Origin of the sequence: Microbacterium sp. HA-8 (assembly GCF_046111165.1) — a bacterium.
GTDB lineage: Bacteria > Actinomycetota > Actinomycetes > Actinomycetales > Microbacteriaceae > Microbacterium.
In genome coordinates this window covers 1,537,751-1,559,618 of sequence record NZ_CP162025.1, presented here as the reverse complement: position 1 = coordinate 1,559,618, position 21,868 = coordinate 1,537,751, and the positions used below count along the sequence as shown (strand labels likewise).

Sequence of the window (21,868 nt, the reverse complement as noted above, 5' to 3'; positions counted from 1 at the left end):
CCGCGGGATCAGGCCAGGGCGACCTCGCCGGAGAACACCAGCGCGGCAGGACCGGAGAGGAACACGTGGGCACCGTCGCGACCGGGCGCGACCCGCACACCGAGCGTTCCGCCGGGCACCTCGACACGCCAGCGGTCGGGCGCACCCGCGCCCGCCCAGTGGCGGACAGCCAGAGCGGCGGCGGCGACGCCCGTTCCGCAGCTGAGCGTCTCGCCGACACCGCGCTCGAAGACGCGCATGCGGATCATCCCGACGCCGTCCTGCACGAGCGGTTCGGCGGGCACGACGAACTCGACGTTGGCCCCGGCCGCCGGCTCGGGATCGAGCACAGGGCGCCAGGTGAGGTCGAGTCCATCGAGCTCGTCGTCGCTCGAGAGCGCGATGACCACGTGCGGGTTGCCGACGTCGATGCCGAGCCCCGGGCGGGCGACACTGAGGCCCCTCGCGCGCACGAGCGGTGCGGCCTCGTCCGCGTCGAAGGCGCCGAGGTCCACCTCGAAGCCGGACGCGTCGCGTCGCACGGTCTTGACGCCGGCCCGAGTGCCGATGCGCACGCCCTCATCGAAGCCGCCCGCGAGATCCGCGTGATCGAGGTACCGGGCGAACACCCGGATGCCGTTGCCGCACATCTCGGCGATCGAGCCGTCGGCGTTGCGGTAGTCCATGAACCACTCGGCGCCCTCGGACGCGGCACCGGACCCGTCTCCGAGTGCTGCGGATCGCACCACGCGCAGCAGGCCGTCGCCGCCGATGCCGAATCGGCGGTCGCAGAGCGCCGCGACCTGGGCCGCGGTGATCTCGAGCTCGCCGTCGGGATCGGCCACGATGACGAAGTCATTGCCGGTGCCCTGGCCCTTGGTGAACGCGATGGTCTGGGGCATGCCGAGAAGTCTACGGGCCCACCGGATCGGGATGCTGCCGTCGGATCGAGTCCTCCGCGAGCACCTGCGCGCCCGATACGTCGCCCGCGGCGAACCAGCGCACGTCGGCGTACCGACGGAACCACGACACCTGGCGCCGCGCGTATCGGCGGGTCAGTGCCTGCGTCTGGGCGATCGCGTCGGCCGCGCTCAGCCGGCCCTCCACCTGCGCGAGCGCCTGGGCGTAGCCGATGGCGCGGCGTGCCGTGGTTCCCCGCTCGAGGCCCCGAGCACGCAGAGCTTCCACCTCGCCCGGCAGACCGTCGGCCCACATCGCCTCGACGCGCCGGTCGAGGCGCTCCACGAGCGCGGCGCGATCGTCGCTCAATCCGATGACGGTCGCCGGCATCCATCTGCGCGGCTGATCCGGCAGGGCCGCGCCGTGGGTCGCGCTGCCCTGTGCGAGCACCTCGAGCGCCCGCACGAGTCGGCGTCCGTTGCGGGGGTCGATCCGCCTCGCGGTCTCGGGGTCGAGCGTGCGCAGTCGTGCGAACAGCGGCCCGGGTCCGTGCGCGTCGAGCTCGGCCTCGAGATCCGCGCGCACGGCGGCGTCGCGCGGCGGGAAGGCGAATTCGTACAGCACGCTCGAGACGTAGAGCCCGGACCCTCCCACGAGGATCGCGTGAGACCCCCGAGCGCGGATGTCGGCGATCGCGGCACGCGCGTCGGCCTGGTACCGCGCGACCGCGGCGTCCTCGGTGACATCCAACACGTCCAGCAGATGGTGCGCGATGCCGCGCCGCGCGGGCGCCGAAAGCTTCGCCGTGCCGATGTCCATGCCGCGGTAGAGCTGCATGGCGTCGGCGTTGACGATTTCGGCGCCCTCACCTCGGGCGGCGAGAGCTTCGGCGAGCTCGAGCGAGAGGTCGCTCTTGCCTGTCCCCGTGGCGCCGATGACGGCGAACAGACGAGGCGCCGCAGCGCTCACGCGCGGGGAGGCATCGACGGCAGTCCGAGCGACACGGCACGCGGGGCACCGGACGATGAGGGCGCCGCGGGCACCGCGCAGGTCTCCGCCTGTGCTCGGTCCCACGCGTCGCCCGCGCGGGTGCGCCGGATGCGCAGTGCCTCGCCGTCGCCGCTGTCGGCGACGAGGAAGAAGGGGGCCGCGCGCGTGACGTCGACCGTGACGATGTCGCCGGGCCGCGGCGTCTCCGACCCCTCGGGGAGCTCGAAGTGGACGAGACGGTTGTCTTCGGCGCGTCCGGTGAGACGCCTCGTCTCCGCGTCCTTCTTGCCCTCGCCGCTGGATACGAGAACCTCGAGCGAGCGACCGACCTGCGCCTGGTTCTCCTCGAGGCTGATGCGCTCCTGTAGCGCGACGAGGCGCTCGTATCGCTGCTGCACGACCGCCTTGGGCACCTGGTCCGCCATCGTGGCGGCGGGTGTGCCCTCGCGGATCGAGTACTGGAAGGTGAAGGCGCTGGCGAAACGTGCCTGCTCCACGATCCTCAGCGTGTCTTCGAAGTCCTCTTCGGTCTCGCCCGGGAAGCCCACGATGATGTCGGTGGTGATGGCCGCGTGCGGGATGCGGGCACGCACGCGATCGAGGATGCCGAGGAACCGCTCGCTGCGGTACGAACGGCGCATCGTCTTGAGGATGCGGTCGGAGCCCGATTGCAGCGGCATGTGCAGCTGCGGCATGACGGCCGGCGTCTCGGCCATGGCGTCGATGACGTCGTCGGTGAAGGCGGCGGGGTGGGGCGAGGTGAATCGGATGCGCTCGAGACCGCGGATCTCTCCCGCGGCCCGCAGCAGTTTGCCGAACGCCTGCCGGTCGCCGAACTCGACACCGTAGGAGTTGACGTTCTGGCCGAGCAGTGTCACCTCGATCGCGCCGTCGTCGACAAGCAGACGGATCTCGCTCAGGATGTCGCCGGGGCGACGGTCCTTCTCCTTGCCGCGCAGGCTCGGCACGATGCAGAAGGTGCAGGTGTTGTTGCAGCCGACCGAGATCGAGACCCAGCCGCTGTGCACGGCGTCGCGCTTGGTCGGCAGCGTGGAGGGGAACGTCTCGAGGGCCTCGAGGATCTCGAGCTCGGCCTCGCCGTTGTGTCGGGCCCGCTCGAGCAGCCCGGGAAGCGAGCCCATGTTGTGCGTGCCGAAGACCACATCTACCCACGGTGCCCTATCGAGCACCGTCTGCTTGTCCATCTGCGCGAGGCATCCGCCGACGGCGATCTGCATGCCCGCGTGCTTGTCTTTGCGCGACTTCAGGTGACCGAGCGTGCCGTAGAGCTTGCCGGCGGCGTTGTCGCGCACCGCGCACGTGTTGATGATCACGACGTCGGCATCGGCGCCGCTCTCGACGGGCACGTACCCCGCGCTCTCGAGCGAGCCGGACAGGCGCTCGGAGTCGTGCACGTTCATCTGGCACCCGAAGGTACGCACCTCATAGGTGCGGGCACGCCCATCGTCGGTCTGCGCGGCGGGTGAGGGCGCGATGAGCGTGGGAGCGGAAGAGGGAGAGGACATGATGCCTTCGATTGTACGAGCGCCGCCGCGCCCGCGGGTCTCAGCGGAACCGGGGGCCCGCGGTGCCCGCACTCGCCTCATCCAGCGCCTGCCGCGCCGCCCCCATCGCGACGGGTCCCCCGAAACCCCGGCGCGCGAGCTGCCCGTGCAGTCGGCGGAGCGCGGCGTCGCGATCGAGTGAGCCCATGGAGCGCGCCTTCTGTCGGGCGAACTCGAGGGCCCGCTCAGCCTCATCGTCGGGAAGCTCGTCGAGGGCGGCGTCGACCACTTCACGCGGGATGCCACGCGTGGACAGCGACTGTGCGATCGCGCGGCGCCCCTGCGCCTTGCGCGTGAGGGCGCCGTGCACGAGCTGCTCCGCCAATCGGGCGTCGTCGAGGTAGCCGCGATCCTCGAAGTCGGTGAGGATCGCCTCGGCCGTCTCGGGGTCGACCTCACGCTCGGCGAACATGTCGCGCGCCTCCCTGACCGACAGCTGCCGCGTGCGCAGTCTCTTCAGCAGCACACCCTCGGCGCCGTCGCGGGTGAGCCCGACGGACTCGCCCGACGCGGTCGCGACCGAGGGAAGACAGCGCGGGTCGGCGCTGTCAGCGGCCGCGGCATCCATCGCCTGTTCGGGAACGGCGGGCACCGCCACCCCCGGGAAGAGCGGCACGACGGGGGCGAGGTGTTCGGGCTCGCCCCCGTCGACGAAGCGCACGGCCACGATCAGGCCGGGCGCTTCTTGGCCAGCTGCTCGGCGGCGGGCGCGTCGGCCGGCACCTGAGGCAGCGCCTTGGGCACGCCGATGCCGAGCTTCTGCTTGATCTTCTGTTCGATGTCGGCCGCGATGTCGGCGTTCTTGAGCAGGAAGTTGCGGGCGTTCTCCTTGCCCTGACCCAGCTGCTCGCCCTCGTACGTGTACCAGGCGCCCGACTTCTTCACGATGGCGTGCTCGACGCCGAAATCGATCAGGCTGCCCTCGCGCGAGATGCCCGTGCCGTACAGGATGTCGAACTCGGCCTGCTTGAACGGCGGTGCCATCTTGTTCTTGACGACCTTGACCCGGGTGCGGTTGCCGACGGCGTCCGAGCCGTCCTTCAGCGTCTCGATACGGCGGATGTCGAGGCGCACCGAGGCGTAGAACTTCAGCGCCTTGCCACCCGCGGTGGTCTCGGGAGAACCGAAGAACACGCCGATCTTCTCGCGCAGCTGGTTGATGAAGATCATCGTCGTGCCGGTCTGGTTGAGCCCACCGGTGAGCTTGCGCAGCGCCTGAGACATCAGGCGCGCCTGCAGACCCACGTGGGAGTCACCCATCTCACCCTCGATCTCGGCGCGCGGGACGAGAGCCGCGACCGAGTCGATGACGATGAGGTCGATCGATCCCGAGCGGATCAGCATGTCGGCGATCTCGAGCGCCTGCTCACCCGTGTCCGGCTGCGACACGAGGAGCTGATCGATGTCGACCCCGAGCTTCATCGCATACTCGGGGTCGAGGGCGTGCTCGGCGTCGATGAAGGCCGCGATGCCGCCCGCGCGCTGCGCGTTGGCGATCGCGTGCAGGGTGAGCGTCGTCTTTCCCGAGGACTCGGGGCCGTAGATCTCGATGATGCGCCCGCGCGGGAGACCGCCCACGCCGAGGGCGACGTCGAGCGCGATCGAGCCGGTCTGGATGACCTCGACCGGTGCGCGCTCGTCGCTGCCCAGCCGCATGACCGAACCCTTTCCGAACTGACGGTCGATCTGTGCGAGGGCGGATTCGAGGGCCTTCTCGCGGTCGGCGGGTGATGGCATGCCGTGCTCCTTCTGTGTCGCGGTTCGCTCGCCTGCAGGCTGTCGCGCGTGCGGGCCGGCGGCCCGGGTGCTTCGACAAGGCGGGGGTGGATCCGATGTGCGAACCACGCTACGGAGGGCCTCCGACATCCATCGGAGGGCCACCCGTGACGGGGGACGACGCGGTCGGAACCGACCTGTGGAGGAGCCTACGCCGCGACGAACATAGTTTCGACAGGCGCGCGGCGTGTTGCGGAACGCGTTCGAACCCGGTCAGACGGGATCGAGCGCCCTCGCCATCTCATCGAGGAAGGCGCCGATGACCACTCGCTGATCGGGCGGGTATCGCATCGTGACGGCGCGCATCGTCGCGAGGTGCTCGCCGAAATGCGCGAAGAACGTGCGCCGGGAGTGCTCGGTCAGCACGAGCACCCGCGCCCGGCGGTCACTCGGGTGCGGACGCCGCTCGACATGCCCCGCCGTCTCGAGTCGGTCGATGAGCTTCGAGGTGGACGCCGTCGAGATGCGCAGGTGCCTCGCGAGGTCGTGCGGGCTCACCGCCTGCCCCCGGCGCTCGCGCTCTACCATCATGCGCAGCGCGCGCAGGTCGGTGAGGTTCATCTCCATGTCATCACCCATGGCGCCGTGCATGCGGTCGAGGGCGTCTCCGAGCGAGCGCACGGCGAGCAGCACCTCGATGACCGAATCGTCGACGTCTCTCACTCGATGGACACCCCCACCCCCCATGTGTAACATCGGGAACACCAAATTGCTAGCCAAACTAGCGAAATACGGACGGAGCCCCCATGCACGATACCGACCACGTGGTCCTGCTCGACGACGAGGGCAACGAGATCGGCACCGCACCCAAGTCCAGCGTGCACGGCACCGACACCGCGTTGCACCTGGCCTTCTCGTGCCATGTCCTCGATGCCGAGGGGCGCATCCTCGTGACGCGCCGGGCGCTCGACAAGCAGGCCTGGCCGGGCGTGTGGACGAACTCGTTCTGCGGGCACCCCCGCCCCGCCGAACCGCTGCTCCAGGCCGTGCGCCGTCGCGCGGACTTCGAGCTGGGCATCTCGGTGAGCGACATCGAGCTCGCCCTCCCGCTCTTCCGCTATCGCGCCACGGATGCCTCGGGCATCGTCGAGCACGAGATCTGCCCGGTCTACGTCGCGCGCACCTCCGACGACCTCTCGCCGAACCCCCGCGAGGTGCTCGAGTGGGAGTGGGTCGCCCCCGCCGACCTCGCCGCATCGCTGCGGTCCACGCCCTGGGCGTTCAGCCCCTGGCTCGTGCTGCAGGCCCAGCAGCTCGATCTCTTCCGCGCCGCCGAGCCCGCGTCGATCGCCATTCCCACCCACCACGCGCAGCGTCGCGCGTCATGACCCCCCTCACCACATCGCTGCTCGGTGCGCACCGGGTGCGCGTCGACGACGCCATCGATCAGGCGATCGCCCGCATCGAGAGCCGCATGGCGCCCTTCGGCGGAGCGTTCGCCGACCTCGGCACCGCGATGCGCCGCTCGACCGCGGGCGGCAAGCGGTTCCGGCCCGCGCTCGTGGTCGCCACCTTCGAATCCCTCGCCGGCTCCCCCGACGACACGCCCGCGCTGTACCCCGTCGCCGCGGCGTTCGAACTGCTGCACGCGGCGTTCCTGATGCACGACGACATCCTCGATCACGACACCGTCCGCCGCGGTGTGCCCAACGTCTCGGGCGAGTTCCGGACATACGCCGCCGGCATGGGGGCGGATGCCGAGGCCTGTGCCCTGCTCGGCGATGCCGCCGGCATCCTCGCCGGCGATCTGCTGCTGCACGAGTCGCAGCGGCTCATCGCCCGCGCGCCCACGAGCGCACCGGCCCGTGAGCGGCTGCTGGATCTGCTGGACGAGGCGGTGCTCGTCTCGGCTGCGGGCGAACTCGCCGACATCGCGCACTCCGTGCTCGACGAGGCTCCCGAGGCCGCCGCCGTGCTCGCCGTCACGCACGACAAGACCGCCGTATACTCTTTCGCGGCGCCACTGCGCGCCGGCGCCGTGCTCGCGGGCGCGGAGCCCTCGGTCGAGGCGGACCTCGCCCGGTTCGGCAGCCGCCTGGGACTTGCTTTCCAGCTCGTCGACGATCTGATCGGCGCGTTCGGCACCGACGAGCAGGCCGGAAAGCCCGCGGGCGCAGACCTGCGCGAGGCCAAGCAGACCGCTCTCATCGCCCTCGCCCGGGCCACCGCCGCCTGGCCCGAGGTGCACCGCGCGCTCACCGAGGCGCGCACGGGACCGATCGCGGTGCGGCGCGCCCAGACGGTGCTCGACGAGAGCGGGGCCCGCGGCGAGCTGGAGCGCCTGGTCGCCGACGCCCTCGCCGATGCTCGCAGCATCGCCACGACCGCGGCCGTGCCCGATCGCACCGCCGCGCTGCTGGAGGACCTCGTCCGCGCCGTCGAAGCCCGCATCCCGTGATCGGCCGACGACGCGCGTCCGCCGAGCGGACCGGCCTGGCCCTGTACGACCGCACCGCGGAGGATGCCGCGCGCACGGTCATCGGGCACTACTCGACGTCGTTCGGCTTCGCATCGCGTCTGCTCGGTCCGCGGGTGCGCACCCACGTGCGCTCGATCTACGCCCTCGTCCGCGTCGCCGACGAGATCGTCGACGGACCGGCACGGGATGCCGGGCTCACCGCCGACGAGGAGTCCCGCGAGCTCGACGCGCTCGAGGAGCAGACCCTCGAGGCGATGCGCACCGGCTTCAGCGCCAACCTCATCGTGCACGCGTTCGCGCGGACGGCGCGCGTGTGCGCGATCGGGGACGACCTCGTGCGCCCCTTCTTCGCGTCGATGCGCGCAGACATCACGGTGAGCGCCCACGACGAGCGCTCCCACGTCGCCTACGTGTACGGCTCCGCGGAGGTCGTCGGCCTGATGTGCCTGCAGGCCTTCGTCAACGCCGGATCGGCCGCCCCGGGGCCGGCCCCCACCGCTCTCGTCGCCGGCGCGCGCCGGCTCGGTGCCGCCTTCCAGAACGTCAACTTTCTGCGCGACCACGGGCAGGACACGCACGACCTCGGCCGCGACTATTTGCGCCTGGACGAGGGCCCCGCGCGGCGTATCGCCGTGCTCGATGACATCGACGCCGACCTCGCCGCCGCCGCCGCCGTCGTGCCGATGCTGCCCCGCGACAGCCGCCGCGCCGTCGTCTGCGCGCACGACCTGTTCGCCGAGCTCAGCGCCCGCCTGCGGGTCGCCGACCCGGAGGCGGGCCGCGTGCGTGTGCCCGACCCCGTCAAGGCGGCGCTGTTCGCCCGCGCGGCCGCGGGCATGCCGCCGCGCGCTCCGCGACAGCATCCGCACCCCGCACCGGGGGCCCCGCCGACACCCCCGCACGGCCCCGACCGGGAGGACCCCGCATGAGAACCACCCCCCGCCGCGTCGCCGTCATCGGCGGCGGCATCGCAGGACTCGCCACGGCCGCGCTGCTGGCCGACGAGGGCGATGAGGTGACCGTGTTCGAGGCGCGGGAGCAGCTCGGCGGCCGTGCCGGGTCGTGGGACCAGGACGGCTTCCGCTTCGACACCGGCCCGAGCTGGTATCTCATGCCCGAGGTGTTCGATCACTTCTTCCGCCTGCTCGGCACGAGCGCCGAGCAGGAGCTCGATCTCGTGCGCCTCGATCCCGCCTACCGCGTCTTCACCGAGGGGGATGCCGAGGCGCTCGAGGTGCGCTCGGGCGTCGAGGAGGCCGCGGCCCTGTTCGAGCGCGTCGAGCTCGGCGCGGGAGACCGACTGCGCGACTACCTCGACTCGGCGCGTGACGCGTACGACCTCGCCGTGACGCGCTTTCTCTACGACGGGTACGCGAGCACGCGGGGCCTGCGCGATCCCGCGCTGCTGCGCCGCCTGCCGCGCCTCGCGCCGCTGCTCACGCGCCCGCTTCACAAGCACATCGAGAGCCGGTTCGCCGACCCGCGGCTGCGCCAGGTGCTCGGCTACCCCGCGGTCTTCCTCGGCGGCTCGCCCTTCGCAGTGCCGAGCCTGTACCACCTGATGAGCCACCTCGACCTCGGCGACGCCGTCGCCTATCCGCGGGGCGGATTCACCACGATCATCGAGGCGATCGCCCGGCTCGCCCGCGAGCGAGGCGTGACGATCGAGACGGGCGTCGAGGTCGTCGCCATCACCACCGCCGATGCGGTCGCGACCGGCGTCCGGGTGCGCGATGCCGCGGGCACGATCCGCGACGTGCCCGCCGACACGGTGGTGGCCGCCGGCGATCTGCACCGCACGGAGACGACGCTGCTGCCCCCCGACCTGCAGACCTATCCCGAGGCGTGGTGGGCCAAGCGCACCCCCAGTCCCGGCGCGCTGCTGCTGCTGCTCGGCGTCCGCGGCGAGCTGCCCCAGCTCGCCCATCACACGCTGCTGTTCACGCAGGACTGGCGCGACAACTTCGACGCGATCTTCGGCGAGCACCCGCGCACGCCCGACCCGGCCTCGCTGTACATCTGCCGCCCGAGCGCGACCGATCCGGACGTCGCCCCCGACGGTCACGAGAACCTCTTCGTCCTCGTCCCCGTGCCCGCCGATCCGACGCCGGGCCGGGGCGGCGTGGACGGCGACGGCGACGCCGCGATCGAGACGGCAGCCGACCGCGTGATCGCGCAGATCGCGCAGTGGTGCGGCATCCCCGACCTCGCCGAGCGCATCGTCGTGCGCCGCACCATCTCGCCCGGCGACTTCGCCGCCGACCTCGGCACCTGGCGCGGGAACAGCCTGGGCCTGTCGCACATCCTGACCCAGAGCGCGGTCTTCCGCCCCCGCAACGCCTCGCGGCGCGTGGACGGCCTGTACTACGCGGGCGCCGACGTGCTGCCGGGCATCGGACTGCCGATGTGCCTCATCTCGGCCGAGCTCGTCGTCAAGCGCCTGCGCGGCGACGATTCGGCGGGTCCGCTCGACGAGCCGCAGCCGGCGCTCGCGGAGAGCTGAGCGTGCCGGGCCTGTATCTGCTGGCGATCCTGCTCTCGACCGCCGGGATCGCCCTGCTCGACCGTCGCTTCCGGCTCGTGTTGTGGATGCCGGGGGCCCGGGCCCGCGCTCTCGCCGCGGTGGGCATCGGCACGGCGTTCTTCCTCGCGTGGGACGCGGTCGGCATCAGCACGGGCGTGTTCGTGAAGGGCGACTCCCCCCTCTACATCGGCATCGACCTCGCACCGCACCTGCCGCTCGAGGAGGTATTCTTCCTCGCCTTCCTCTGCTACCTGGCCCTCATCACCACGGCGGCGGCGGGTCTTGGGCTCGCACGGCGCTCCCGTCGTCCTCCTGCGTCCTCCGGCGCGCCGCGGAGCGACGCGTGACGTATCCCCTGATCGTGCTGCCGTTCCTGCTGATCGCCGCCGTGACGGCTCTCGCAACCGCGCGCCGCCCCGACTTCGCCCGCAGGATGTCGGCGTCCGCGCTGGCGGCCGTGGTGCTGGTCGCCTTGACGGCGGTGTTCGACAACGCGATGATCGCCGCCGGGCTCTTCACCTACCCCGCCGAACACCTCAGCGGGGTGCGTGTGGGCCTCGCGCCGATCGAGGACTTCGCCTACCCCGTCGCGGCCGCCTTCCTCGTGCCCGCCGTCTGGACGCTTCTGCACCGACCGGAGACCCCGTGAACGATTCCGCCCGCCTGTCCGCCGGCACCATCGCCCGCGAGCTCGTCGTGTCCTCGCGTCCGGTCAGCTGGATCAACACGGCCTATCCCTTCGCCGCGGCGTACCTGCTGACGGCGCGCGAGATCGACGCGACGCTGGTCATCGGCCTGCTGTTCTTCCTCGTGCCCTACAACCTCGCCATGTACGGGGTCAATGACGTCTTCGACTACGAATCCGACCTGCGCAACCCGCGAAAGGGCGGAGCGCACGGGGCCGTGCTCGATCGGCGCATGCACCCCGTCACCCTGTGGGCGGCGGGGCTGTCCTGCGCACCCTTCCTGGTGTACCTCGTGGCTGTCGGCGATCCGCTGTCGTGGCTCGTGCTGACCCTCAGCATGTTCTTCGTCGTGTTCTACTCCGCACCGCCGCTGCGGCTGAAGGAGCGGCCCTTCGCGGATTCGCTGACCAGCAGCATCCACTTCTTCTCCCCCGCCGTGTACGGCCTGGTCCTCGCCGGAGCGACGTGGACGCTCCCGCTCGTCGCGATCATCGTGGCGTTCGCGCTGTGGGGAATCGCGTCGCACGCCTTCGGGGCGGTGCAGGACGTCGTGGCCGACCGCGAAGCGGGCATCGCCTCGATCGCGACCGTGCGGGGTGCCGCATGGACCGTCCGATTCGCCCTGCTCTGTTACGCGCTCGCGGGTGTCGCCACGCTCGGCGCGACGTGGCCCGGCCCGCTCGCGGGACTGCTCGTGCTGCCCTACCTGGTCGCCGTGTGGCCGTATCGGAGCGTGCCCGATGCCCAGGCCCATCGCGCCACCGCCGGCTGGCGCAGGTTTCTGTGGCTCAACCAGATCGCGGGCTTCGGCGTGACCCTGCTGCTGATCTGGTGGTGGGCGCTCACCGCCTGAAGAACGCCACCGGGCGCGCGACAGTGGGGCAGGATTCCTCCTGCCCCACTGAGCGTCATCGGCTCCGGATGCCGCGGCCCGCCCTCGCCTACTCCGACAGCGCGAGCAGGCGCTCGATCGCCGAGGTCAGACGCGCATCGGCTTCGCCATACGCCGCCCAGTCGCCGGCCTGCATCGCGGCGTCACGCTCGAGCATCGCCTGCTGGGCCTCGACGAGGAGCGCGTCGACCTCGATGCTGACGCCACCGCCCGAGCCGTCCGAGGGCTCCGAGGGAGCGGGCGAGGACGTGTCGCCCGGGGTCGGCTCGGCCGTGGGATCGACGTCTCCATCGCCCGCGTCGGCACCGGAGTCGCCACCGAACAGCGTGTCGAGGGCCTCGTTGAGGGTGTCCTCGAACGCGATGTCGTCACCGAAGGCGACCAGGACCTTCTGCAGGGTGGGCAGCTGGGTGCCGCCGGAGGACTGCACGAAGACCGGCTGGACGTACAGGAAGCCGCCGCCGACGGGAAGCGTCAGGAGGTTGCCGTTGAGCACCTCGGACTGCCCCTGCCGCAGCAGGTTGATCTGACCCGAGATGACCGGATCGGCGTCGAAGGTGTTCTGCACCTGGCCGGGACCGGGCACCGTCGTGTCGGCGCTGATCTCGAGCATGCGGAGCTTGCCGAAGTCCTCGGCGACGTCGCCCGCGACCGAGCCCGCGTCGGAGTCGACCGCGAGGTAGCCGGTGAGGATGTTGCGCGAGGCCGTGCCCGTGCCCGGCGGGATGAAGGTCGTGAACATCGAGAACGTGGGGTCCTCCTGTCCCGGCATCTGCATCGTCAGGTAGTAGGGCGGCTGCAGGCGGTTGGGGTCCTGCGGGTCGTTGGGCGTGGACCAGGCGTTGTCGCGCTGATAGAACGAGCGCGCGTCATCGACGTGGTACTGCCCGAGCATGGCGCGCTGCACCTTGAACAGGTCGGTCGGGTAGCGCACGTGGCTCATCAGCTCACCACCCATCTCGCTGATCGGCTCGACGGTGTTCGGGTAGATGTTCTGCCATGCCTGCAGCACCGGGTCCTCGGGATCCCACGCGTAGAGGGTGACCGATCCGTCGTACGCGTCGACCGTCGCCTTGACCGAGTTGCGGATGTAGTTGATGTCGTCGATCGCGAATCGCGGCGAAGGGTTGGTGCTGTCGGTGATGGCCTGCGACAGGCTCACCGTGCGCGAGTAGGGGTATGTGGAGGCCAGCGTGTACCCGTCGACGACCCACACGATGCGCCCGTCGACGACCGTCGGATACGGGTCGGCGTCGAGCTCGAGGTACGGCGCCGCCTTCTGCACGCGCAGCGCGGGATCGCGGTCGTAGAGGATCTGCGAGTCCTCGTTGACGAAGTCCGAGAGCAGGATGTCGGTGGACTGGAACTTCATCGCGTAGATCAGCTTGTCGAAGAGGTTGCCGATCGCGGGACCGCCGTCGCCCGTGAAGGTCGTCTTGGTCTCGTTGGCCCCCTCTTCGCCGCGCGGGTAGTCGAGCTCGACGGGCGTGGAGCCCTCGGGTGCGCCGACGATCGAGTACAGCGGCGAGTTCTCGCCGAAGTAGACGCGGGGCTGGAAGTCGGGGTTCTCGCTGAGGAATCCCGTGGTGGGGATGCCGCGCTCGAGGAAGACGGGGTTGCCGTCGGGGGTGCGCTGGTTGCCGGCCGCGACGACGAGCCCGTAGCCGTGGGTGTAGACGATGGTGTTGTTCTGCCACGTTCCCGCATCGCCCAGGGCGTCGAGGTCGAGCTCACGCACCGAGACGACCGTGTCCTGCGACTCGCCGTTGATCTCGTAGCGGTCGACGTCGAGCACCTCGGTGAACTGGTAGTACGCACGGAACTGCTCGAGCTGCCGGACGGTGGGGCCGATGATGGCGGGGTCCATGATGCGGATGGATGCCGTCGTGGCGGCGTCCTCGCGCAGGGCGCCCGACTCCGCGTTGGTCGCGGCCGTCGTCTCGGTCTTCTCGAGCCCGTCGATGCCGTACGCCTCCTTCGTGCCCACCAGGTTGCGCTCGATGAACTCCTCCTCGAGCGTGAACTGGTTGGGCGCGACCTGGAAACGGTCCACGATCCACGGATAGCCGACTCCGACGACGATCGCCGAGACCAGCAGCAGCGCGGTGCCGATGAGGGGGAAGCGCCACCGGCCGATGATCGCGGTGACGAAGAAGAGGATCGCGACCAGGAGCGCGATGCCGGCGAGGATCGCCTGACCGGGGATGATCGCGTTGACGCCGGTGTAGCCGGGGCCGGTGATCAGGTCGCCGGTCTCACTGAGGGTCTTGTACCGGTCGAGCCAGAGGCTCGCCGCCTGCACGACGAGGTACAGGCCCGCGATGATCGCGAGCTGGATGCGCGCGGACTTCGAGATGCGCAGCTCCCAGCGACCGCCCTCGCGCTGGCCGGCGCGCACCGATCCGTACAGGTACGACACGACCGCCGTCAGGAGCAGGCAGATCAGCAGGACGGCCGAGACGAAGCCGAGCGTCGCGCTGTAGAACGGCATCGCGAAGAGGTAGAAGCCGGTGTCGATTCCGAACTGGGGGTCGGTGACGTCGGTCGTGACGCCGTTGACCCAGAGCCACGCCGTCTCCCACTGGGTCGACGAGGTGAACCCGGCGAAGAATCCGAAGAAGATCGGGATGCCCCACATCGCGAGCCGGCGCAGCGGCTCGACGACCTCCTGGTAGCGGTCGAGCTGACTGCTCAGGCGTGCGTAGACGGGGCGCAGCCGGTAGGCGAGCTGGATGGTCAGCCACACCGGCACCGCCATCGCGAAGAACCCGACGAGGAACATCACGACACGCGCGATCCACTGCGTCAGCAGCACGCTGTCGAAGCCGAGCTGCTGATACCAGCGGAAGTCGGCGTACAGCGACGCGAAGATGAAGAATCCGATGAGCAGCGCGGCGATCACGGCGAGCGAGATCGCGACGACTCGACGAGTGGTACGGGGGGCCGCCGGCTTCGGCGCAGAAGTCGTGGTCACCCGTCCATCCTAGGCGCGCGGATCTGGGCCTTCGCCGAGCGCCCGCCGCGAGAGTGCCCCGGATGCCGCGCCGGGCATGGGCGGGAGGGTGGCCGATGCCCTCAGCCGGTGGTGCAGGCGGGGAGCGCGTCGAGGTCGCCCCCCTCCCGCAGCGTCTCGAGCGCGGCGAGGGAATCGTCGAGGGTCGCCACCGAGAACACCTGGAGCCCCGCGGGGATGTGGCCTTGGACCTCGTCGCAGTTGGCCTCCGGGGCGAGGAAGTACTCGGCGCCGGCGCCGCGCGCCCCGTACAGCTTCTGCCGGATCCCGCCGATGGGCCCGACGACGCCGTCGGCGTCGATCGTGCCCGTCCCGGCGATGTCGAGCCCGCCGGTCAGCTCCCCCGGCGTCATCGTGTCGATGATGCCGAGCGCGAACATCATCCCGGCGCTGGGCCCTCCGACGTTGTCGAGCTGGATGGTGACGTCGACGGGGAAGTCGTAGTCGTGGATGATCGAGACGCCCACCTGCCAGGCGTCGGCATCCTCGCTGAACTCGGGGAGGATCTCGACCTGCTCGGTCTGCCCCGCGCGCTCGACGGTCAGCGCCACGGGGTCGCCCTCGCCCCGCTGCACGATCTCGCGCAGCTGCTCGACGTCGTCGACGGGCTCGCCCTCGGCGGCGACGATGATGTCGTCGGCCTCGAGCACGCCCTCGGCCGGCGAGTCCTCGGGCAAGGAGAACACGCGCACCCGGGCCCCCACATCGATCCCCTGGGCGGTGAGCGCGGCGGCGGTGGCCTCCTGCTGGGAGTCGACCATCATCTGAGCGCTCTCCTCGTTGCGCTGCTCGCTGGTCTGCCCCGCGGGAAAAACGCTGGCGATCGGCACGACCGCGCGGGACGAGTCGAACCACGCGCCGACGAGCTCGATCCACGAGGGCGTGCGCTCGCGGTTTCCGACCACCTGGACCGTCGTCAGATCGAGCGACCCCGTGGTCTCGAAGGTCTCGGCGCCCTCGATGCTGATCAGCGGAACCTCCTCGCCCTCGCCCGTCGCGGCCGTGCCGAGGGTGTTGTAGACCGGGCCCGGCTGCTGGATGACGTACCCCGTCGGCAGGAACGACAGAGCCGCGAGGATGACGAGCGCCACCGCGAGCGCGGCAAATCCGATGCGCGACGAGCGGCGCAGCGGCGGTCGTCGGCGGGGCTCGATGTCGAGCGATTCGTCGAACAGCGCCACGGCGGTGCCTTTCTGCGCGCGCACCGGGGTGTGTCGAGTGCGGGTTCCGGGGGCGCCGTTCGCGAACGGCGTAAGGGCGGATGGCCGGGTCCAGGAGATGCTCGGCCGGCTGCGACTAGCGTAGAACCACCGACCCGAACCACGCTGAAAGGCGGCTGAAGTGCTGGGCGACGACTCCGATGACTCCCGCAACGAAGACGATCTCTCCGAACTGCTGCGACGCATGCTCGGCGGGCAGGGCGGGATAGACCCCGCCGAGATCGAGCGACTGACCGGGATGCCGGTCGATCCCTCCATGCTGGCCATGATCTCGCAGCAGCTGCGCGGCGCGTTCGCGGGCGGCGGTGACGGCATCTCGTGGGATCTCGCCAAGCGGCAGGCGCTGCAGATCGCCGAGTCGGGCGCGCTCAGCGTCACCGACGGCCAGCGCGTGGACCTCGACGAGGCTCTCGCGCTCGCGACGCTCTGGCTCGGCGAGGCCACCACGATCTCCGACCTCGCTCACAGCGCGCGTGTGCTCACCCGCGCCCAGTGGGTCGAGGCGAGCCTTCCGGTCTGGCAGGAGCTGGCCGAACCCGTCGCCGAGAGCATCGCCGACGCCCTGACCGCCACGCTCGAGGAGCAGGCGCCCGAAGAGATGCGCGCGATGATGCAGGGCGCGGGCCGGCTGATGCGCACCGTCGGCGGCTCCCTGTTCGCCACCCAGCTCGGCCAGGTCGTGGGCCGCCTCTCGACCGAGGTGATCAGCGGCGGTGACGTCGGCATCCCGGTCATGCCCGCGGGCAAAGCCGCGATCCTGCCGCAGAACTTCGCCGATTTCGGCCGCGACCTCGACATCGGCGAAGACCAGCTCGCACTCGCCGTCGCCGTGCGCGAGCTCGCCCACGCGCGCCTGTTCCGCCACGCCAAGTGGCTGCGTCTGCACGTCATCTCGCAGGTGACCGAGTTCGCGCGCGGCATCCGCGTCGACACCGAGGCGCTCGAGGACCTCGCCGGACGCTTCGACCCGCAGCGCCCCGAAGAGCTGCGCCAGGCGCTCGAGAGCGGCGCGCTGCTGCCGGCGCACTCCGAGGCGCAGCGCCAGGCGCTCGGCCGGCTCGAGACCCTGCTGGCGACCGTCGAAGGCTGGGTGGATGTCGTCACCGAGGACGCGACGGCGCGCCTGCCCAAGGCGGGCGCGATCGCCGAGACGGTGCGCCGCCGCCGCGCGGCAGGCGGACCCGCGGAGCAGGCACTCGGATCTCTCGTGGGACTGGAGCTGCGGCCTCGGCGTCTGCGCGAGGCCGCAGCGATGTGGCGCGCCGTCACGAACGCCGTCGGCATCGAGGCGCGGGACTCCCTCTGGGACTACCCCGACTTCATGCCGACCGCCGAAGACATCGACGACCCCGACGCCCTCATCACGCGGCTGCAGGCGCGCGCCCGCGGTGAGCAGGTGAGCGCCGACGAACTCGACGACGCCATCGCACGCATCCTCGCGGGCGAGGAGCCGGCGCCCGACGACGGCGAGGGTGAGGGGACGAGCCCCTCGGACGACGCCACGGGCGAGGAAGAGCCTCCGCGTCCGGCATAGGTCCGCGCCCCCTCCCCAGGGCATGACCCGGGCGTCGGTTGCCCGGGTCGCTGTGGAGAAGACCGTCCGGGCGGCCTGTCATCGCCAGAATCAGCGCATGACGCTCATGCTGCGCCTCGACCCCGCTCACCTTCCGCTCTGGCGGGACGCCGACACGCTCCAGATCGGCCGCGACGCCGTCGCCGTCGTGACCGACCCGTCGCCATGGCAGGAGCGCCTTCTCATCGAGCTCGCGCGGGGGTTCCCCGAATCGGGCATCGACGTCTGGGCCGATCTGCACAGGGTGCACACCCGGGAGGTGCGACGGTTCCTCGACGACCTCGGTGCGATCCTCCTGCGCACCGACCCCGACGCGCCACGACCCCCGGTGCTCGCCCGCGTCGGCCTGGAGAGCGTGGACGGCGAGGCCGGCGCCGGAGCACTGATCGAGACCGTGCGCCGGGCACTGCACGCCGACGGGCGGGCGGTGTCCGAGTGGGTGGCGGGGACGGAGCCCCGCGTGGATGCCGTCGTGCTGTTCGCCCGCCACGTCGTCGATCCGCGGCGCGCCGCCGTGCACCTGCGCGCGGATCGACCGCATCTGCCCGTGATCGCCTCGGGACGCACCGTGCGCGTGGGCCCGCTCGTCATCCCGGGCGAGACGGCGTGTACGACGTGCGTCGACCTCGCCGAACGCGATCGAGACGATGCGTGGCCGCGCATCGCGACCCAGCTGCTCGTCGCGCCCAGCCCGCCGGTGCCCGTCGAGCTCATGCACCGGGCTGCCGCCGCGGTGCTGCGCGCTCTCAGCGCACCTCGCTCCGGCTCGTCCGTGCTGATGCGCGCGGGGCACGCGATGCCGTCCGTGCAGGATCACCCGCCGCACGCGTCGTGCGGATGCCGAGCTCCGCAAGGAATCGCGACGGTTCCCGGTCCCCCCGCTCGCCCCGCCGCGACCACGACAGCCCGACCTCGCGCCGTGCCCGCGTGAGGGCGACGTACAGCAGCCGCCGCTCCTCGTCGATCTGATCGAGTCCCCGCGCGTGCGAGATCGGCAGCAGGCCCTCGGAGAGACCGACGATGAACACGCGCTCCCATTCCAGTCCCTTCGCGGCGTGCACCGTCGCGAGAGTGACCGTACGCAGCCCCGGCTCGTGCTGGTCCTTCGCACGCGCCGCCAGATCGTCGGTGAACGCGCGCAGGGTCGTCCCGGGCTCCGCGTGCTCGGCCAGGCGCATGAGAGCCGCACGCGCCTCCCACGCGTCGCGCAGCGCTCCGCCCGCCTCGGGGGGCTGCTCCGTCAGACCCAGCGAGCGCAGCACGTCCCGCACGGCCGGAACGAGCGGGCCACGCCCTCCCGCGACGGACTCCCCGCGGAGCATCATGACCGCCTCGCGCACCTCGGGCAGTTCGAAGAAGCGCTTTCCGCCGAGCACGCTCGCCGCGATGCCGGCCGCCGCGAGGGCGCGCTGGAGCGCGGCCGACTGCGCATGGGAGCGGTAGAGGATCGCGAACTCGTCGGGTGAGGCGCCGGCAGAGATCCGGCGCCGGATCTGCGCCGCGACCGCCTGCGCCTCGTCCATCTCATCCTCTGCGGCCCGGACCGCGATATCCGGCAGGGCGGGCGCCGCCGCGACGGCATCGGCTGCCGGAGCCGCGGCGGGCTCGTCGCGTGCTGCGGCGGCGGCCACGAGCTGCAGTGCCCCGGGCCTGCCGCGCATGAGCGCGTTGGCAGCATCCAGCACCCTCTGGTCGGAGCGATGGTTGCGCTCGAGACGCACGACGAGGGCTCCGGGATGGCGGCGCTCGAAATCGAGCAGATAGCGCGGGTCGGCGCCCGCGAACGAGTAGATGGTCTGGCTGGCGTCGCCGACCACGCAGAGGTCGTCGCGTTTTCCGACCCACAGCTCGAGCAGGCGCTGCTGCAGCGGCGAGACGTCCTGGTACTCGTCGACCGTGAAGTGGCGGTACTGCTCCCACACCGCCCGGGCGACGCGAGGCTCGGACTCGATCATGCCGGCGCAGGTCAGCAGGATGTCCTCGAAGTCGAGCTGACGCCGCTCGTCCTTGAGACGCTCGTACGCATCGTGCATGTCGATCACGGCGCCCGGGCTCAGCCGACCGATTCCGGCCCGGCCGAGACGGGCGTAGTCCTCGAGGGTCAGCATCGACACCTTGCGCCACTCGATGTCGGACGCGACATCGCGCAGCGTCGGAGTATCGAGCGAGAGCCCGTTGCGGGAGGCCGCATCGGCGAGCACGCGCACCTTGTTGGGCGACACCGGGGGCGCGCTCTCACCTCCCGCGACGATCGGCCAGAAGTAGTTCACCTGCGCCAGCGCCGCCGCGTGGAAGGTGCGCGCGGCGACCCCCTCGATCCCGAGGGCGCGCAGCCGGCCCCGCATCTCGCCGGCGGCCCGCGTCGTGAACGTCACGGCCATCACGCGCTGCGGCGAGTAGATCCCGGTGTCGACGCCGTAGGCGATCCGGTGCGTGATCACGCGCGTCTTGCCGGTGCCGGCTCCCGCGAGCACGCACACCGGCCCCCGTACCGTCGACGCGGCCTCCCGCTGCCGCTCGTCCAGATCCGCGAGCGCCCGTTCCGCTCCGTCTGCCGCGTCCGTCATCGACCGCGTCGCACCGTGCGGTGCCAGTGCTCGATGAGGGCGCGGGAGATGGATGCTGCGCCCGGCAGCGTGACGTCGCCCTCTCCCGCGAGCGCGGCGCCGATCTCGTCGGCCTCGAACCAGCGCACCTCGACGATCTCCGTGCCGTCGGGGCGCGCGGCATCCGGGTCGGAGGTGTGCGCGAGATATCCCAGCATGAGCGAGCGCGGGTAGGGCCAGGCCTGCGAGCCGAGGTACTCGACCGCGGCGATGCGCACGCCCGACTCCTCCTCGATCTCGCGGACGAGTGCGGCCTCGGCAGATTCGCCCGCCTCGACGAAGCCCGCGAAACATGAATAGCGACCCTGCGGCCAGGCCGCGTTGGAGCCGAGCAGGAGGCGATTGCCGTCGGTGACGGCGACGATGACCGCGGGATCGGTCCGGGGAAAGTGCTCCCGACCGCAGGAAGGGCAGTGCCGGGACCAGCCGGCCTGGCGCACCTCGGTGCGCGCTCCGCACGCCGGACAGAACTCCGCGTCGCGCAGCCAGCGCGCGACGCTCATCGCGAGGGTGGCCAGATCCGCGTCCCGGGCGCGCAGCGTGCCGCCGACCGTGCGCAGCTCGGCCCATCCGCCGAGGGGCCGCCAGGAGGGATCCGCATCGTCGTCCTCGAGCGCGAGCAGGACGGCTCCCGCGTCGTCGCGCCCGAGCAGGGCGCGCACAACGAGGTCGGTGTCGTGCACGGGGCGCAGCTGCAGCCCCAGCCCGTCCGCGGTGAGCGGGGCCCGGGCGCCGCGCAGCACGAGGACGCGGCTGGTCGGATCCTCGGCGAGTTCGTCGAGGATCCCCGGCTGATCGCGCAGCGCGGCGGCTCGATCGATCGGTGTCCCGACGGGCAGGAGTCCGTCGGGGGCGCCCGTCAGCGGCATGGATGACCCCTTTCGCGGGCGTGGCGTGGGGAGAGCGGCGAGCGCTCGACCTACCCTTTAGGCATGACCCGCTCCCCCCTCACTCTAGCCGCGACGGTGAGCGCGGCCCTGCCCGGGGCGGCCGCCATCTCGGCCGCGCCGCTCTCGGCGGGCGAGTCGGGGCGCTACGACAGCGCCGCCGTCGGTCTCGCCGACGGACGACGCGTCGTCGTGCGCGTTCCCGTCGACCCGTCGGCCGCGAGCGACCTCGCCGCCGAGGCCCTGGCACTGCGGGCGCTCACCTCGGGCGCCCGTGCGCTCCTGCCCTTCCGCGCCCCCGAGCTCCTGGGCGAAGCCATCCTCGGCGAGGCCCGAGCGCTCGTGACCGACCTGCTGCCCGGATACCGCGTCGAGGCGGCGGATCTGCCCGGGGGGCCGGGAGCGGCGCAGTCGATCGGCATCTCGCTCGCGGCACTGCACGCGCTGCCGGCGTCCGTGGTCCGCGCGGAGGGCCTGCCCGTGCGCACACCGGAGCAGGTGCGTGACGCCGTGCGCACGCTCATCGAGCGCACGGCCGACACCCGCCGCCTGCCCGCCGCCCTCGCCACGCGCTGGCGACGGGCCGTCGACGACGACGATCTGTGGCGGTTCGAGTCCTGCGTGGTCCTGGGCGAGGCGTCGGCGCTCTCGTTCGTGTTCGAAGACCGCCGCGACGTGCCCACCGTCGTCGGGGTGCTGGGGTGGCAGGCCTTCAGCGTGGGCGATCCCGCCGTCGATCTGCACTGGATCGCGGGCGCCGCCGAGGCGGCCGATGACATCTACGCGGCCTACGCCGAAGCCGCCGACCGCTCCCCCGATGCCAACCTGCGCACGCGTG

The 21,868-nt window shown here is 71.6% G+C and carries 18 protein-coding genes; 8 read left to right on the top strand and 10 right to left on the bottom strand.

All coding sequences use genetic code 11. The features are described from left to right. Nucleotides 1-8: 8 nt before the first annotated feature. The 6 genes from dapF to AB2L57_RS07385 form a co-directional block, all read right to left on the bottom strand. The gene (gene dapF, locus AB2L57_RS07410; protein ID WP_292809820.1) at nt 9-881 is read right to left on the bottom strand and encodes a diaminopimelate epimerase; all 873 of its coding nucleotides are present in this window, start codon (nt 879-881) and stop codon (nt 9-11) included. A gap of 10 nt (nt 882-891) precedes the next feature. After that, complete coding sequence (gene miaA, locus AB2L57_RS07405) at nt 892-1,848, bottom strand: tRNA (adenosine(37)-N6)-dimethylallyltransferase MiaA (RefSeq protein ID WP_292809822.1); 957 nt, start codon at nt 1,846-1,848, stop codon at nt 892-894. Beyond that, a complete protein-coding gene (miaB, locus tag AB2L57_RS07400) occupies nt 1,845-3,395 on the bottom strand; it encodes a tRNA (N6-isopentenyl adenosine(37)-C2)-methylthiotransferase MiaB (protein ID WP_292809824.1) in 1,551 nt (516 codons plus the stop codon). The genes miaA and miaB overlap by 4 nt, the downstream gene beginning before the upstream one ends. Before the next feature lie 40 nt (nt 3,396-3,435). After that, the gene (locus AB2L57_RS07395) at nt 3,436-4,101 is read right to left on the bottom strand and encodes a regulatory protein RecX (protein WP_292809826.1); all 666 of its coding nucleotides are present in this window, start codon (nt 4,099-4,101) and stop codon (nt 3,436-3,438) included. 2 nt (nt 4,102-4,103) lie between these two features. Next, complete coding sequence (gene recA, locus AB2L57_RS07390; RefSeq protein ID WP_292809828.1) at nt 4,104-5,171, bottom strand: recombinase RecA; 1,068 nt, start codon at nt 5,169-5,171, stop codon at nt 4,104-4,106. Between the two features lie 252 nt (nt 5,172-5,423). Beyond that, nucleotides 5,424-5,873 (bottom strand): MarR family winged helix-turn-helix transcriptional regulator, encoded by a 450-nt coding sequence (locus AB2L57_RS07385; protein WP_292809830.1) that lies wholly within the window; start codon nt 5,871-5,873, stop codon nt 5,424-5,426. Between the two features lie 83 nt (nt 5,874-5,956). Here AB2L57_RS07385 and idi point away from each other — a divergent pair, with 83 nt between their 5' ends. Genes idi through AB2L57_RS07350 form a run of 7 tightly spaced genes read left to right on the top strand, consistent with a single transcriptional unit; the run spans nt 5,957 to nt 11,692 of the window. Beyond that, nucleotides 5,957-6,538 (top strand): isopentenyl-diphosphate Delta-isomerase, encoded by a 582-nt coding sequence (gene idi / locus AB2L57_RS07380; RefSeq protein WP_292809832.1) that lies wholly within the window; start codon nt 5,957-5,959, stop codon nt 6,536-6,538. Then, complete coding sequence (locus AB2L57_RS07375; protein ID WP_292809834.1) at nt 6,535-7,608, top strand: polyprenyl synthetase family protein; 1,074 nt, start codon at nt 6,535-6,537, stop codon at nt 7,606-7,608. The genes idi and AB2L57_RS07375 overlap by 4 nt, the downstream gene beginning before the upstream one ends. Further along, the gene (locus tag AB2L57_RS07370; RefSeq protein ID WP_409048602.1) at nt 7,608-8,558 is read left to right on the top strand and encodes a phytoene/squalene synthase family protein; all 951 of its coding nucleotides are present in this window, start codon (nt 7,608-7,610) and stop codon (nt 8,556-8,558) included. Before AB2L57_RS07375 ends, AB2L57_RS07370 begins: the two co-directional genes overlap by 1 nt. Then, complete coding sequence (gene crtI / locus AB2L57_RS07365) at nt 8,555-10,132, top strand: phytoene desaturase family protein (RefSeq protein ID WP_409048425.1); 1,578 nt, start codon at nt 8,555-8,557, stop codon at nt 10,130-10,132. Before AB2L57_RS07370 ends, crtI begins: the two co-directional genes overlap by 4 nt. Before the next feature lie 2 nt (nt 10,133-10,134). Further along, the gene (locus AB2L57_RS07360) at nt 10,135-10,500 is read left to right on the top strand and encodes a lycopene cyclase domain-containing protein (protein WP_292809840.1); all 366 of its coding nucleotides are present in this window, start codon (nt 10,135-10,137) and stop codon (nt 10,498-10,500) included. Then, nucleotides 10,497-10,802, top strand: a complete 306-nt coding sequence (locus tag AB2L57_RS07355) for a lycopene cyclase domain-containing protein (RefSeq protein ID WP_292809842.1) — start codon at nt 10,497-10,499, stop codon at nt 10,800-10,802. Before AB2L57_RS07360 ends, AB2L57_RS07355 begins: the two co-directional genes overlap by 4 nt. Then, a complete protein-coding gene (locus tag AB2L57_RS07350; protein ID WP_409048424.1) occupies nt 10,799-11,692 on the top strand; it encodes a prenyltransferase in 894 nt (297 codons plus the stop codon). Before AB2L57_RS07355 ends, AB2L57_RS07350 begins: the two co-directional genes overlap by 4 nt. An 88-nt stretch (nt 11,693-11,780) precedes the next feature. On the opposite strand, the gene AB2L57_RS07345 is transcribed toward AB2L57_RS07350, so the two are convergent. Together AB2L57_RS07345 and AB2L57_RS07340 are read right to left on the bottom strand one after the other, a co-directional pair. After that, nucleotides 11,781-14,705, bottom strand: coding sequence for a UPF0182 family protein (locus tag AB2L57_RS07345; protein ID WP_292809846.1), 2,925 nt, complete (start codon nt 14,703-14,705; stop codon nt 11,781-11,783). Between the two features lie 101 nt (nt 14,706-14,806). Beyond that, the gene (locus AB2L57_RS07340) at nt 14,807-15,925 is read right to left on the bottom strand and encodes a PDZ domain-containing protein (protein ID WP_292809875.1); all 1,119 of its coding nucleotides are present in this window, start codon (nt 15,923-15,925) and stop codon (nt 14,807-14,809) included. 163 nt (nt 15,926-16,088) lie between these two features. Between AB2L57_RS07340 and AB2L57_RS07335 the strand changes: the two genes are divergently transcribed. Continuing rightward, nucleotides 16,089-17,498, top strand: coding sequence for a zinc-dependent metalloprotease (locus AB2L57_RS07335; RefSeq protein ID WP_409048601.1), 1,410 nt, complete (start codon nt 16,089-16,091; stop codon nt 17,496-17,498). A 785-nt stretch (nt 17,499-18,283) separates the two neighbouring features. Here the strand turns inward: AB2L57_RS07335 and AB2L57_RS07330 are convergent. Together AB2L57_RS07330 and nudC are read right to left on the bottom strand one after the other, a co-directional pair. Then, nucleotides 18,284-20,104 (bottom strand): ATP-dependent helicase, encoded by a 1,821-nt coding sequence (locus AB2L57_RS07330; RefSeq protein ID WP_409048423.1) that lies wholly within the window; start codon nt 20,102-20,104, stop codon nt 18,284-18,286. After that, nucleotides 20,101-21,012 (bottom strand): NAD(+) diphosphatase, encoded by a 912-nt coding sequence (gene nudC, locus AB2L57_RS07325; protein ID WP_409048422.1) that lies wholly within the window; start codon nt 21,010-21,012, stop codon nt 20,101-20,103. Before nudC ends, AB2L57_RS07330 begins: the two co-directional genes overlap by 4 nt. Nucleotides 21,013-21,868: the final 856 nt, after the last annotated feature.